We start from the raw sequence: 13743 nt of genomic DNA, 5'->3' as shown, positions 1-13743 counted from the left end.
TCCGCTCCCCGGGGCCATGCCCCCGAGGGTTCGCGCCCGCTTCGATCAGGCCGTCGGCGGCGTCCCGAAGGCGCGGGCGAAGGCTTCCCGGGGCGCGGGGTCGCGGTCGAGCACTCCGAACACGACGTGCTCGAACGTCCCGGTGAAGCGTCCGGCCAGCGGGGCCCGGAAGGCCTCCGCGACCTGCGCCGGGTCGTTCCGGAACACCCCGCAGCCCCAGGCGCCGAGGACCAGGCGGCGGTACCCGTGCAGCGCGGCGACCTCCAGGACCAGCTCCGCCCGCCGGGCGAGGGCGGCCGGGATCTCGGCGGCGCGTTGCGGTTCCTGTCGGCGGATGGTGCCCGCGTTCGGGGCCGGGGAGGTGAGGAAGCCCGCCAGGAAGGGCGTCTCCAGCAGTTCGCCCCGGTCGTCGCGGAAGACGGGGACTCCGGGCGAGTGAATCACCCGGTCGGTGTAGAAGGTGCTCTCGGTCGCGCGGTGGACCTCGTAGTACTCGCGCGCCTCCAGCAGGGTCTCGTAGAGCGCCGAGGCGCGGCACAGCGCCTCCTCCTGCGCCTTGGCCCCCCGTACGTAGCCGCCCCCGGGATTGCGGGCCGAGGCGAAGCTCAGGACCGCGACCGGGGTGGTCGGAGCGCCGGCGGTGGCGAGGCGGCGGGCGGCGACCGTACTGCTCTCCCCCGTGACCTCGATGACGGTGCGGGCTTCCCCACCGACGCGCTCTTCGTCTGGAATGACCCGGTTTGGGCCGTATATCGTGGTTCCTGCTTTGGCTTCCGCCACGGCGGCGGCAAGGGAAACCTGTCGCCCGGACCGCGTCCGGTACGCGCCGGCCGCCACGATCAGCGCGTTCTCCCGCGCGATCTCGCGCAATCTACTGCTCACGCCGCAAGCTTCGGGCTCCGCCCGGGGCAAAGCAAAGGAATTTGTGTCCCGAGGACGGGTAGGCACGGGTGACATCAAGGCCGACGACAGGAGACGAGGAAACGGTGATGCCGGAAATCCCGCCCGATCCGTTCGCCCAGGACTTCGACCACGCCCCCCTCACCGAGGCCACAGCCGAAGAGCTGGTGCACGGCATATGTTTCAAGACCGGCCCGCCCCGACTGATCGGCGCCGAGCTGGAATGGCTCGTGCTCGACGCCGAACGGCCCTGGCTACCCCTGCCGCCCGACCGGCTGGCCGCCGCCCACGAGGCCGCCCACGCCCTGTCCCTCCACTCGCGGGTCACGGTCGAGCCCGGCGGGCAGTTGGAACTCAGCTCGGAGCCCGCCGCCTCCCTCACCGCCTGCGTCGATGACCTCCAGGAAGACCTCACCGCCGTACGCGCCGCCCTGGCGGCCTCGGGGCTGGTCCTGCGGGGCCTCGGTCAGGACCCGCGCCGCCCCCTGCGGCGGCTGTTGAACAGCCCGCGCTACGACGCGATGGAAACCTACTTCGACCGCACCGGCCCGGCCGGCCGCGCCATGATGTGCTCCTCCGCCTCCGTCCAGGTCTGCGTGGACGCCGGTCACGAGGAACCCGGGCCGCTCGGGTACGGCCGCCGCTGGCGGCTGGCCCATCTGCTGGGCGCGGTGCTGGTCGCCGCGTTCGCCAACTCCCCCGCACGCGAAGGCCCGTACCGGGGCTGGCGGTGTGCCCGGCAGGGCATCTGGCACGACATCGACACCCGGCGCTCCCTGGCCCCGCCGCTGGACGCCGAACCACGGGCCGGCTGGACCCGGCACGCCCTGGACACCGGGGTGATGTGCGTACGGTCCGAGGGCGACGGGCCGTGGCCGGTACCGAACGGGCTGACCTTCCGGGACTGGCTGCGCGGCGAGGTCACCGCTGACGCCCGCCACGGCGGCGGTCCCCGCGGGCTGCGGCCGCCGACCGCGCAGGATCTGGATTACCACCTCAGCACCCTCTTCCCTCCTGTCCGGCCGCGCGGCCACCTGGAGCTGAGGATGATCGACGCGCAGCCCGGCGAGGACGGCTGGTTGGTGCCGGCGGCCGTCGTGCACGCCCTCTTCGACGACCCGGAGGCCGCCGAGACGGCGTACCGGGTGGCCAAGGCGCTGGCCGACGCCTACGGCGGCCTGGCCGCCCCGCGCAATCCCCTGTGGCGGACCGCCGCCCGGGAGGGGCTCGCCGACCCCGATCTGCGGTGGGCCGCCGCCGCGTGCTTCCTGGCGGCCCGCGAGGCGCTGCCGCGCCTGGGTGCGAGTCCGCACGTGAGCGACACGGTCGGCGCCTTCACCGAACGCTACGTCCTGCGCGGCCGCTGTCCGGCCGACGAGGCCGAGGAGGACGACCTGTGGCAGCCCGCCGGGAAGGGACACCGCACATGAGCATCGACAGCCCGCACCGGAGCGCCGACCCCGAGTCCCTGCGCGAGCGCGCGGTGGCCGCCCTGACCGCCGCGCGGGCGCGTACCGCCGCGCTGACGGATCCCGTGGACGACCGGGACCTGACCGCCCAGCACTCGCCCCTGATGTCGCCGCTCGTGTGGGACCTGGCGCACATCGGGAACATGGAGGAACTCTGGCTGCTGCGTCACGTGGCGGGCCGCGAGTCGCTGCGTCCGGAGATCGACCCGCTGTACGACGCCTTCGAGCACCCCCGCTCCGAACGACCGAAGCTGCCGCTGCTCGGTCCGGACGAGGCCCGCCGGTACGCGGCCGAGGTGCGGGGCCGGGTCCTCGACCTGCTGGAGCACGTCCCGTTGGAGGGCACGGGGCTCCTCGCCGACGGTTACGTCTTCGGGATGATCGCCCAGCACGAACAGCAGCACGACGAAACGATGTTGATCACCCATCAGCTCAAGGCGGGCGCCCCGGTGCTGACCGCCCCGGAGCCGGACCCCCCGCAGGGCCCACCTCCGGGCGCGGCCGAAGTCCTCGTACAGGCGGGCCCGTTCACCATGGGCACCTCCACCGAGCCGTGGTCGTTGGACAACGAACGGCCCGCGCACGTCCGCGACACGGCGGCCTTCCTGATCGACACGGCGCCGGTGACCAACACCGCGTACCAGGCCTTCATCGCGGACGGCGGCTACCGCGAACCCCGCTGGTGGGCCCCCGAGGGCTGGGAGCAGATCCGCTCGCACGACATCGGGGCCCCGCTGTTCTGGCACCGGGAGGGGGACCAGTGGCTGCGCCGCCGGTTCGGGGTGACCGAGCCCGTTGCCGGCGACGAACCGGTGCTGCACGTCAGCTGGTACGAGGCGGACGCCTACGCCCGCTGGGCGGGGCGCCGGCTGCCGACCGAGGCCGAGTGGGAGAAGGCCGCCCGGCACGACCCGGCCACCGGGCGGTCCCGCCGCTACCCGTGGGGTGACGCGGATCCGACGCCCGCACACGCCAACCTGGGCCAGCGCCACCTACGCCCGGCCCCCGCGGGCGCCTACCCGGCCGGTGAATCCCCCCTCGGGGTACGCCAGTTGATCGGCGACGTGTGGGAGTGGACCGCCTCTGACTTCCTGCCGTACCCGGGCTTCAGCGCCTTCCCCTACCGGGAGTACTCGGAGGTGTTCTTCGGCCCCGAGCACAAGGTGCTGCGCGGCGGTTCCTTCGCCGTGGACGCGGTCGCCTGCCGGGGCACCTTCCGCAACTGGGACCTGCCGGTGCGCCGGCAGATCTTCTCCGGCTTCCGGACCGCGAGGGATGCCTGATGTGCCGTCACCTGGCCTACCTGGGGCCGGAGGTGCCCCTGGGGCGGGTCCTCGACGAACCCGAGCACTCCCTCGTACGGCAGTCATGGGCGCCGCGCCGGCAGCGGTACGGCACGGTCAACGCCGACGGGTTCGGCGTCGGCTGGTACGCGCCGGGCGATCCCGTGCCGGCGCGCTACCGGCGGGCCGGGCCCGTCTGGGGCGACCTGACCTTCGCCGACCTGGCCCGCGTCGTGCGCAGCGGAGCGGTGCTCGCCGCCGTACGCGACGCGACGCTCGCGGGTGCGGACGGGGAGGCGGCGGCGGCGCCGTTCGCCTCGGGTCCCTGGCTGTTCAGCCACAACGGCGCCGTCCGGGACCATCCTGACTCCGTGGCCGCACTGGCCGCGGGGCTGCCGCCCCGGGAGCTGCTCCGGCTGGCCGCGCGCACCGACTCGGCGCTGGTGTGGGCGCTGGTCCTGCACCGGCTCCGGCAGGGCGACGACCTGGGCACGGCTCTCGCCGAGGCGGTCCGCGAGGTGTCCTGCGCCGCGCCGGGCTCCCGGCTGAACCTGCTGCTGACCGACGGTACGGCCATCGCGGCGACCGCCTGGGGCGACTCCCTCTGGTACCTGTCCGATCCGCCGGGCGGCCGCACCGTCGTGGCGTCCGAGCCGTACGACGACGATCCCCGGTGGTGCGAAGTGCCCGACCGGACCCTGCTGACCGCCACCCGTGCGAGGGTCGCCCTGACCCCACTCAAGGAGACCACCCCGTGAGCGACTTCCAGTTGACCCGGACCCTCGACGAGCACGCCGCCGAGTCGGCGCTGCGCACGGACGTCCTGCGGGGGCTGACCGCCTCCCCCAAGGAGCTGCCGCCCAAGTGGTTCTACGACGCCCGGGGCAGTGAACTGTTCGAGGAGATCACCCGCCTGCCCGAGTACTACCCGACGCGCGCGGAGCGGGAGATCCTGCTGGAGCGGGCCCAGGAGATCGCCTCGGCGAGCGGGGCGCGCACGCTGGTGGAGCTGGGTTCCGGTTCCTCGGAGAAGACCCGGCACCTGATCGAGGCGATGCCCGCGCTGCAGACGTACGTACCGGTGGACGTGAGCGAGAGCGCGCTGACCGGGGCGGCCGAGTCCCTGATGGCGGAACATCCGGGGCTGCGGGTGCACGCCCTGCTGGCGGACTTCACGCGGCCCCTGCGGCTGCCCGAGGCGCAGGGCCCGCGGCTGGTGGTGTTCCTCGGCGGGACGGTGGGGAACCTGCGGCCGCCGGAGCGCGCCGGGTTCCTGGCGTCCGTACGGGCGATGCTGTCGCCCGGGGACGCGCTGCTGATGGGGACGGACCTGGTGAAGGACGAGGCGACGCTGGTCGCGGCGTACGACGACGCCCAGGGTGTGACCGCGGAGTTCAACAAGAACGTCCTGGCCGTGATCGACCGGGAGCTGGGCGCGGACTTCCACACCGCCGACTTCGCGCACGTGGCGGTGTGGAACCGGGAGCGGGAGTGGATCGAGATGCGGCTGCGCGCCCGGTCGGCGGTGACGGTGAAGATCCGTGCCCTGGACCTGGTGGTGCCGTTCGAGGAGGGCGAGGAGATCCTGACCGAGGTGTCGGCGAAGTTCCGTCAGGAGGGACTGCGCAAGGAACTCTCCGCGGCCGGGCTCGAATTGACGCAGTGGTGGACGGATGCGGAGGGCCGGTTCGCGCTGTCCCTCTCGGTGGCGGACGGCATCGCGGGCTGATCCGTCCGGTGGGGCGGGCGGCCGGCTGAGCGGCGGGGCGGCCGTGGCTGTGCGGGGATCCCGGGCAGCGGCGGCCGTACCGGCACCGCGTCCCGCGGCGCGGGCACGTCCTGCGGGAGGGGCGCCGCACCGGCCCGTTCCACCCGGCCCGGAGACGTCGCGTCCGCGTCCTGGAGGGCCGCTCCCGGAGTCGGTGCGTGCTGCGGGACGGACTCGCGCGCCGGCCGTTCCGCCTCGGCGAGCACGGCCCGCCGGGCGGCGGCCGCGAGGTCCCGGCGGTCGGCGTGGCGGCCCGGCGGGATCCGCGGCAGCAGCCACACCTCGGCCCGCACCCCGCGGGCCCGGGCGATCCGCCAGAGGGAGGCGGTCAGCGGGTCGTCCCCGACGAACGCGGGCGCCCCGGCGAGCGCCCCGTCCGGCAGCCGGTACCCGATCCGTACGGGCTGTACGGGAACCCGCGCGTCCAGCGCCGACTGGAAGGCGGCCCGCCGGAAGGGGCCCTGGGCGCGGCCGCACCAGGTGGACCCCTCGGGGAAGACGGTGACCCGGTCCCCGCCCAGCAGGACCCGGGTGAGGGTGTCGACGGTGGCGGGCAGGGCCCGGATCCGGTCGCGTTCGATGAACAGGGTGCCGCCCCGGGCGGCGAGCCCGCCGATCACCGGCCAGCCGCGGATGTCGCTCTTGGCGAGCATCCGGCAGGGCAGGACGGCGGCGACGAGCGGGATGTCCAGCCAGGAGATGTGGTTGGCGACGATCAGCCGGCCCCCGTCCGGCCCCGGAGCGCCGTGCACGGTGATCCGTACGCCCAGGGACCGCAGCAGGAGGGTCGCCCAGGCGCGGACCAGGGCGTGGCGGGAGCGGGCCGGGAGCAGCCGTACCGGCGGGGCGGTCAGGACGGCGAGCAGCATCAGGGCGAGGGCGGCGGCCAGCCGCAGGACCGCGCGCGGTACACCGGCGGCCCGCCCGGTGTGGGCGGCGCAGGCGGTGGGGGTACAGGGCCCGGTGGGCAGCCAGGCGCTCATGCGCCCGGGGCGAGCGAGAGGAAGTGGTTCAGGTAGCGCGGGTTGGTCCGGCGCAGGGAGAGCAGGACGTACAGGTCGGCGCAGTCGAAGTTGGTGTCGAGGGCGGGCTCGCCGCAGACCCAGGCGCCGAGGCGGAGGTAGCCGCGGAGCAGCGGCGGCAGTTCCATCCGGCCGGGGGCGGTGGCGCCGTCGGGGGTCCAGGGCAGGTGCGGGGTGACCCGGTACTCCTCGGGGGCGAGGTTGCGGGTGAGGACGGTCTCCCGGGTCGCGGCGGCCAGCACTCCGCCGTCGGAGAGCGGTACGGAGCAGCAGCCGGCGAGCCAGTTGTGGCCGGCGCGGTCCATGTAGCGGGCGAGCCCGGCCCAGACGAGGGCGATGACGGCGCCGTTGCGGTGGTCGGGGTGGACGCAGGAGCGGCCGACCTCGACCAGGTCGGGGCGGATCGGGGCGAGGGCCGAGAGGTCGAACTCGCCTTCGGAGTAGAGGCGACCCGCCACGGCGGCGCGTTCGGGGGGCAGCATCCGGTAGGTGCCGACGACCTGCTCGGTCTCCTCGTCGAGGACGAGGAGGTGGTCGCAGTAGGCGTCGAAGGCGTCGGAGTCCAGGCCCGGCTCGGGCCCGTCCAGGCGGGCGCCGAGCTCTCCGGCGAAGACGAGGTGGCGCAGCCGCTGGGCGGCTCGGACCTCGTCCTCGTCGCGGGCGAGGCGGACGGTGTAGCGGGGGGCGCCGGTGGGGGGTGCGAGGGGGGACGGGGACAGGGGGGCGATGGTCATGGCTGCTCCTGATCCGGGCACGGGGTGCCGGGCCGCAGGGGGCGGACCCGGCTCCTCTACTTCTTCCGTGACCGACTGGATTCGACATGACCGCTCAGCGGCCCCCGGATGTGCGGACGCTGAACTCGGCGCTCAAGAGCGGTGCTCGGTGCTCGGCGACGGTGCTCGGTGCTCGGTGCTCAGCGACGGTCCTCGCGCCGGTGCTCGGCGCCGGTCCTCAGCGGTCGGAGCTGAGGACCTGGCTGATCGTGTCGGAGGCGGTCTTGGCCGCCTGCTTGGGATCCTGGCCGGTGAGCACGGCCGTCATGTACGGCTTGATCGGGTTCTCGGCCTCGATCTCGGCCCACCGGGCCGACTTGGGGGTGGCCCGGCCCTGGGCGGCGCCGGGGGCCATGTTGACGGCACCGTCGTTGCCCTCGACGACGTGCGCGAGGGTGGTCTTGTTCGGTACGTAGCTCATGCTGCGGGCGAGCTCGGTCTGCCACTTCTCGCTGACCAGGGCGGTGATCAGGTCCACGGCGCGGGTGCGGTTCTTCGTCCGCTCGGGGATGATCAGGTCTGAGCCGCCGGTGAGGACCGCTCCGGCCTTCTCCGAGGTCTTGCCGGGTATCGGGAAGAAGCCGAGCTTGCCCTTGAGGGCCGGGTTGGCCGCTTCGATCTGGGCGGCCTGGCCGGGCGGTCCGATGATCTGGGCGACCTGGCCGCGGGCGAAGACGTCGGCCTGCGGGGGCGTCTCCTCGTCGGCGTCCTTGGGCCCGTCGCCGAGCCCCTGGAGCTGCTTGTAGAACTCCATCCCGGCGATGGCCTTGTCGTCGTCGAGGGCGCCGATCCACTGGCCGCTGGTCTCGACGGCGAGCTCGCCGCCCTCGTCCCAGATGAACCCGGCGAGGACGTACCAGTTCTGACCGGCGAGGTAGATGCCCTGCTGGTCGCCCTTGTCGAGCTTCTGGGTGGCCGAGATCCACTCCTGGCGGTTCTTGGGGGTGGCCTTGACCCCGGCGTTCGCGAAGAGGTCCTTGTTGTAGATCACCACGCGGTTCGCGGCGTACCAGGGGACGCCGTACTGGGCGCCGTTGACGCTGCCGGGGTCGGAGAGGCCCTTGAGCCAGTCCTTGCTGCCCCATTCGCGCAGGCCTTCGAGGGTCAGCTCGGAGAGGCCGCCGGTCTCGACGTACTGGGCGACCTGGGTGTTGCCGACCTCGATGACGTCGGCGCTCTCCTTGCCCTTGCCGGCGAGCACGGCGTTGACCTTGTCGCCGATCCCGGTCCACTCCTGGATCTTCACCTCCAGGTCGATGCCGGGATGCCCCTTCTCGAAGTCGGCGGTGAACTTCGTGATGAAGTCCTCGGAGGCGCTGCCCTTCATCAGCCAGAGCGTCACCTTCTCGGACCCTTCGGCCGATCCGCCCACCAGGCCGCATCCGGTCAGGGCGGTCGCGGCCGCGAGGGCGGTGCACACGGCAAGGAAGCGCATCTTCAAGGGGTCACCTTCTGGAGATTGATCTCAGATGGCTTGAAATTGGCATAGACCAATGGGTGGGTCAAGAGCCTTTCGCCCGGGATTGTTCACGCAAAGTTCGCGGACCCGGCCGTACTGGGGCACCTTGGAACAAGGCAACACGACGACTGGTGGGAGAACCCATGTCCAACCACACGTACCGGGTGACCGAGATCGTCGGCACCTCCACCGAGGGCATCGATCAGGCCATCCGGAACGCCATTTCGCGCGCGGGCAGCACGCTGCGCAACCTCGACTGGTTCGAGGTCACGCAGATGCGGGGGCACATCGAGAACGGCGAGGTGGCGCACTACCAGGTCGGCCTGAAGGTCGGCTTCCGCCTCGACGAGGAGGAATGAGGGCCGGGCGCCGGTCACCGCGGACGCCCGGAACCGATCAGGTGCGGCCCTCCCCCTCCTGGGCGGCCTTCAGCTCCGGCGCGTCCGCCGCCCAGTTCGCGAGGACGACCCTGAAGCCGGCGGCGCGCGCCGCCTGACAGACCAGCTCGTCGTCGTCGACCAGCATCCGCACCTCACGGCCGCGGGCGATCCGCTTGAGCACCTCCAGCTTGGTCAGCCGGGCCGGGCGGCGGTCCTGGTTCCCGCGCATCCACAACCGGCCCTCGGGCAGCCCGTGCCGGGCGAGCCAGGCGACGGTGTCGGCCCGGCAGCGCTCCGGGCGGCCGGTCAGGTACACCACCTCGCAGTCGGTCGCGCTCTCCACGGCCAGCGCCACCCCGCGAGCGAGCGGCGGATCGGCCGGGGCCGCGCCGAAGAACCCGTCCCAGTTGCGGGGCCGGCCCTCCAGGAAGTGCTGCCGGTGCGCGGTGTCGGCGAGGGTGTTGTCGAGGTCGAAGACGGCAAGCGGGCGTTGGGACGCGTTCTCGGTCATGCCCGCAGCCTAGAACGCCCCTCCGACACGGCGGAGGCACTCGTCGCCGGCGGCGACCGGGTGATCCCGGGGCCGGGGAATCCTGGCCGCCGCCCGGTGTTGTGACCTGTGTGATCCGAAGAATCTCGATACTCGACCGGTCCCGCACCCGCGAGGGGCACCCGGCCCCGCAGGCCCTGCGCGACACCGTGGAACTGGCCCGGAGGGCGGAGGAACTCGGCTACCACCGGTTCTGGGTGTCGGAGCACCACAGCGTGCCCGGGGTGGCGGGTTCCGCGCCGACCGTACTGGCCGCCGCCGTGGCCGCCTCCACCCGACGCATCAGGGTCGGCACCGGCGGGGTCATGCTGCCCAACCACCAGCCGATGGTGGTCGCCGAGCAGTTCGGGGTGCTGGAGGCCCTGTTCCCGGGCCGGATCGACATGGGTCTCGGCCGCTCCGTGGGCTTCACCAACGGGATCCGCCGGGCCCTGGGCCGCGACACCGCCGACGCCGACCGCTTCGAGGAGCAACTGGCCGAGCTGCTCGGCTGGATCGACGGCACCCAGCGGACCCACCCCGATGTGCACGCCCGGCCCGCCGAGGGGCTGCGGATCCCGCCCTTCGTCCTGGCCACCGGCGAGGGCGCCGGCATCGCGGCGAGGGCCGGGCTGCCGATGGTGGCGGGCGACCTGCGCGGCCGTGATCGGCTCGTGGAGACCGTCGAGCGGTACCGCGCGGAGTTCCGGCCGTCCGCCCTGGCCGACGAGCCGTACGTCATCGTCTCCGGGACGGTCGCGGTCGCGGCCACCGAGGAGGCCGCGCGCCGGATCCTGCTCCCGGAGGCCTGGGCCGTGGCCCACTCGCGCACCCGCGGCAGCTTCCCCCCGCTGCGGCCGGCCGAGGAGGTGGAGGCGCTGGAGATGACCCCGAAGGAGCGGGAGCTGTACGAGGGCGCCCTCACCGGGCACATCGCCGGTACGGAGGAGCAGGTCGCCGCCGAGCTGACCCGGGTCGCCGAGACCACCGGCGCCGATGAGCTGCTGGTCACCACCTCCACCCACGACCGGATCGCCCTGCTGGACACCTTCGACAGGCTGGCCCGGCTCGCGGGCCTCTAAACTGGGGCGAATGCACCGCTCCCCCGATCCCGACACCCGTACGACACCGGACGCCCCCGACCCCTGCGTGCGGGTGCGGGGCGCCCGTGAGCACAACCTGCGCGGAGTCGACGTGGACATCCCGCGCGACACCCTGACCGTCTTCACCGGCGTTTCGGGCTCCGGGAAGAGCTCGCTGGCCTTCGGCACCCTGTACGCGGAGGCACAGCGCCGGTACTTCGAGTCCGTGGCCCCGTACGCGAGGCGGTTGATCCACCAGATCGGCGCCCCGAAGGTGGACTCCGTGACCGGGCTGCCGCCGGCCGTCTCGCTGGAGCAGCGGCGTTCCTCGCCGGGATCACGTTCCTCCGTGGGGACGGTGACCCTGCTGTCGAACTCCCTGCGGATGCTGTACTCGCGGGCCGGTACCTACCCGCCGGGGGCCGAGCGTCTCGACTCGGACTCCTTCTCCCCCAACACCGCCGTCGGGGCCTGCCCTTCCTGTCAGGGGCTCGGCCGGATCCACCGGACCAGCGCGGAACTCCTCGTCCCCGACCAGAGCCTGTCGATCCGTCAGGGAGCCGTCGCCGCGTGGCCCGGGGCGTGGCAGGGCAAGAACCTGCGGGACATCCTGGACGCGCTCGGGTACGACGTGGACGCGCCCTGGCGGGAGCTCTCGGCGGAGGACCGCGAGTGGATCCTGTTCACCGACGAGCAGCCGGTGGTCACGGTGCACCCGGTACGGGACGCCGACCGGATCCAACGGCCCTACCAGGGCACGTACATGAGCGCCCACCGCTACGTGATGCGAACCTTCTCCGACACGAAGAGCGCCACCCTGCGGGCCCGTGCGGAGAAGTTCCTCACCGATGCGCCGTGCCCGGCGTGCGCGGGCCACCGACTGCGGCCGGAGGCGCTGGCGGTGACCTTCGCGGGGCGCACGATCGCGGAGCTGGCGGCGCTGGCACTGACCGAACTGGACGGCGTACTGGCCGGCGCCGATCTGCGCGCGGAGGCGGCCCGGGTGCTCGCCGAGGACCTGCGCTCGCGCATCGCCCCGGTGACCGAACTCGGCCTCGGCTACCTGAGCCTGGACCGGACCGCTCCGTCCCTCTCGGCGGGCGAGCTCCAGCGGCTGCGGCTCGCCACGCAACTGCGGTCGGGGCTGTTCGGGGTGGTGTACGTGCTGGACGAGCCGTCGGCGGGGCTGCACCCGGCCGACACCGAGGCGCTGCTGACCGTTCTGGACCGGCTCAAGGCGGCCGGGAACACGGTCTTCGTCGTGGAGCACAGCATGGACGTGGTGCGGCACGCGGACTGGCTGGTGGACGTCGGCCCGCTCGCCGGGGAACACGGCGGGCAGGTGCTGTACAGCGGCCCTCCGCGGGCACTGGCCGGGGTGGACGGCTCGGCGACGGCACGGCACCTGTTCGCGGACCGCGGGGCCGCCGGGGTCCGGCAGGTGCGCGAGGCGACCGGGGCCGTGCGGTTGACGGGAGTCGACCGGCACAACCTCCGTGACGTGGCGGCGGAGTTCCCGCTCGGCGTCCTCACCGCGGTGACCGGGGTGTCCGGTTCGGGAAAGTCGACGCTGGTCGGCCGGGCGCTGGCCGAGGAGGTGGCCGGCCGGCTGACGGAGCCGGACTTCCCGGTCCGGCGGCTGGTGGAGGTCGACCAGAAGCCGATCGGGCGCACGCCGCGGTCCAACCTGGCCACGTACACGGGACTGTTCGACGTGGTGCGCAAGCTGTTCACCGCTGCTCCCGGGGCGAGGGCACGGGGCTGGAAGGCCGGCAGGTTCTCCTTCAACGTGGCGGGCGGTCGCTGCGAGAACTGCCAGGGCGAGGGCTTCGTATCGGTGGAGCTGCTGTTCCTTCCCAGCACGTACGCCCCGTGCCCGGAGTGCGCCGGCGCCCGCTACAACTCGCAGACCCTGGAAGTCCGTTACGACGGACTGAACATCGCCGAGGTGCTGGGCCTGACGGTGGAGTCGGCGGGTGTCTTCTTCGCGGAGGTGCCGGCCGCGGCGCGCGCCCTGCGCGCCTTGGAGGACATCGGGCTGGGGTACCTGCGGCTGGGCCAGCCCGCGACGGAACTGTCGGGCGGGGAGGCTCAGCGCATCAAGCTGGCCACGGAACTCCAGCGGCTGCGCCGCGACCACACCCTGTACCTGTTGGACGAACCGACGACGGGACTGCATCCGGCCGATGTGCGGGTGTTGTTGCGGCAGTTGCACGGGTTGGTGGACGCCGGGCACTCGGTGGTGGTCGTGGAGCACGACATGGAGGTGGTGGCGGGCGCGGACTGGGTCGTCGACCTGGGGCCCGGCGGCGGCGCGGAGGGCGGCCGGATCGTCGCCGCGGGCACCCCGTCGGAGGTGGCCGCCTCCCCCGCGGGTCGGACGGCCCCCTACCTGGCCCGCGCCCTGGGCCGGTAGGGGGCGCCCTACACGTCGCCCGGCAGGAGGTGCTGCGGGTGCTCGCGGAAGGACCAGGCGCCGCGGCTGCGGGTGAACGCCCAGACCAGGTCGTAGCGGTCGGGCCAGGTCGCGGGGACACCGATGGCGTGTTGCGCGCCGAGGGCTCGGATCAGGGCGGGCATTCCGGTGTGCTCCCAGCAGATGAGCACGGGCATCGGGGCGGCCAGCGCCGCGTGCGCCAGTGCCTGTTCCGCCCCGAGCACGAACGGGGAGCGTACGGGCGTCTTCAGCGCGGCGGCCAGCGGCTCCAGGGTCTGCCGGCAGCGGGCGGGGGCGGTCGCCGGACCGCCGGTCGCGAACAGGGCGGCGGGCCGGGGCAGCGAGGCCCTGCGGGCGGGTGCGAAGAGGCGGGGCAATTCCTCGGCGCGGCGCCGGCCGCGGACCGCGAGGAAGCCGGGGCCCTCGTTGCCGTCGTCGTCCTCGCCGGTGTCCCCGGCGTACGGCTTCTCCGCGTGCCGGATCACCATCACGAGGGCGTCCTTCGCGGAGGTCGGCGGGCCGGGCGCCGGCGGGACCGGCTCCTGCCGCCCGGAGCAGCCGGCCACCGCGAGGGGGGCCAGGGCGGCGGCCAGTACGGTACGGCGGCGCGGGCCGGACCCGGCGGGGGCTTCTGGCATGGG

General features: G+C 73.6%; 13 protein-coding genes. 7 read left to right on the top strand and 6 right to left on the bottom strand.

Annotation, left to right across the window (positions count from 1 at the left end; genetic code table 11):
* Positions 1-45: 45 nt before the first annotated feature.
* The gene (locus NOD94_RS18190; protein WP_281207019.1) at positions 46-882 is read right to left on the bottom strand and encodes a TIGR02452 family protein; all 837 of its coding nucleotides are present in this window, start codon (positions 880-882) and stop codon (positions 46-48) included.
* 107 nt (positions 883-989) lie between these two features.
* Here NOD94_RS18190 and egtA point away from each other — a divergent pair, with 107 nt between their 5' ends.
* Genes egtA through egtD form a run of 4 tightly spaced genes read left to right on the top strand, consistent with a single transcriptional unit; the run spans position 990 to position 5381 of the window.
* Positions 990-2330 carry an ergothioneine biosynthesis glutamate--cysteine ligase EgtA gene (egtA, locus tag NOD94_RS18185; RefSeq protein ID WP_281207018.1) on the top strand — a complete coding sequence of 447 codons (1341 nt, stop codon included), beginning with the start codon at positions 990-992 and terminating at the stop codon, positions 2328-2330.
* A complete protein-coding gene (gene egtB / locus NOD94_RS18180; RefSeq protein ID WP_281207017.1) occupies positions 2327-3652 on the top strand; it encodes an ergothioneine biosynthesis protein EgtB in 1326 nt (441 codons plus the stop codon). The genes egtA and egtB overlap by 4 nt, the downstream gene beginning before the upstream one ends.
* A complete protein-coding gene (gene egtC, locus NOD94_RS18175) occupies positions 3652-4410 on the top strand; it encodes an ergothioneine biosynthesis protein EgtC (RefSeq protein ID WP_281207016.1) in 759 nt (252 codons plus the stop codon). The genes egtB and egtC overlap by 1 nt, the downstream gene beginning before the upstream one ends.
* The gene (gene egtD, locus NOD94_RS18170) at positions 4407-5381 is read left to right on the top strand and encodes an L-histidine N(alpha)-methyltransferase (protein WP_281207015.1); all 975 of its coding nucleotides are present in this window, start codon (positions 4407-4409) and stop codon (positions 5379-5381) included. Before egtC ends, egtD begins: the two co-directional genes overlap by 4 nt.
* On the opposite strand, the gene NOD94_RS18165 is transcribed toward egtD, so the two are convergent.
* The 3 genes from NOD94_RS18165 to NOD94_RS18155 all read right to left on the bottom strand — a co-directional run bounded on the left by NOD94_RS18165 (position 5264) and on the right by NOD94_RS18155 (position 8650).
* On the bottom strand, positions 5264-6403 hold the full coding sequence (locus NOD94_RS18165; RefSeq protein WP_348652341.1) for a 1-acyl-sn-glycerol-3-phosphate acyltransferase: 1140 nt from the start codon (positions 6401-6403) through the stop codon (positions 5264-5266). The two genes, egtD and NOD94_RS18165, sit on opposite strands and share 118 nt — an antisense overlap.
* A complete protein-coding gene (locus NOD94_RS18160) occupies positions 6400-7176 on the bottom strand; it encodes a GNAT family N-acyltransferase (protein WP_281207014.1) in 777 nt (258 codons plus the stop codon). Before NOD94_RS18160 ends, NOD94_RS18165 begins: the two co-directional genes overlap by 4 nt.
* 217 nt (positions 7177-7393) lie before the next feature.
* Complete coding sequence (locus NOD94_RS18155) at positions 7394-8650, bottom strand: extracellular solute-binding protein (RefSeq protein ID WP_281207054.1); 1257 nt, start codon at positions 8648-8650, stop codon at positions 7394-7396.
* Positions 8651-8817: 167 nt separating this feature from the next.
* Here NOD94_RS18155 and NOD94_RS18150 point away from each other — a divergent pair, with 167 nt between their 5' ends.
* Entirely contained in the window at positions 8818-9033 is a 216-nt protein-coding gene (locus NOD94_RS18150; RefSeq protein ID WP_281207013.1) for a dodecin, read from the top strand.
* Positions 9034-9070: 37 nt separating this feature from the next.
* Here NOD94_RS18150 and NOD94_RS18145 read toward each other — a convergent pair whose 3' ends face one another.
* Positions 9071-9565 carry a hypothetical protein gene (locus NOD94_RS18145; protein ID WP_281207012.1) on the bottom strand — a complete coding sequence of 165 codons (495 nt, stop codon included), beginning with the start codon at positions 9563-9565 and terminating at the stop codon, positions 9071-9073.
* Between the two features lie 110 nt (positions 9566-9675).
* On the opposite strand from NOD94_RS18145, the gene NOD94_RS18140 reads away from it, so the two are divergent.
* Together NOD94_RS18140 and NOD94_RS18135 are read left to right on the top strand one after the other, a co-directional pair.
* A complete protein-coding gene (locus NOD94_RS18140) occupies positions 9676-10665 on the top strand; it encodes an LLM class flavin-dependent oxidoreductase (RefSeq protein WP_281207011.1) in 990 nt (329 codons plus the stop codon).
* A 10-nt stretch (positions 10666-10675) separates the two neighbouring features.
* Positions 10676-13081, top strand: coding sequence for an excinuclease ABC subunit UvrA (locus tag NOD94_RS18135; protein WP_281207010.1), 2406 nt, complete (start codon positions 10676-10678; stop codon positions 13079-13081).
* 8 nt (positions 13082-13089) lie between these two features.
* Here the strand turns inward: NOD94_RS18135 and NOD94_RS18130 are convergent.
* A partial coding sequence (locus tag NOD94_RS18130) for a histidine phosphatase family protein (RefSeq protein WP_348652340.1) occupies positions 13090-13743 on the bottom strand: 654 nt, incomplete at its 5' end.

This window comes from Streptomyces sp. Isolate_45 (assembly GCF_024721315.2).
Classification (GTDB): domain Bacteria; phylum Actinomycetota; class Actinomycetes; order Streptomycetales; family Streptomycetaceae; genus Streptomyces.
The sequence above is the reverse complement of the archived record's forward strand: the minus strand, read 5'-3'. Positions and strand labels throughout refer to the sequence as shown.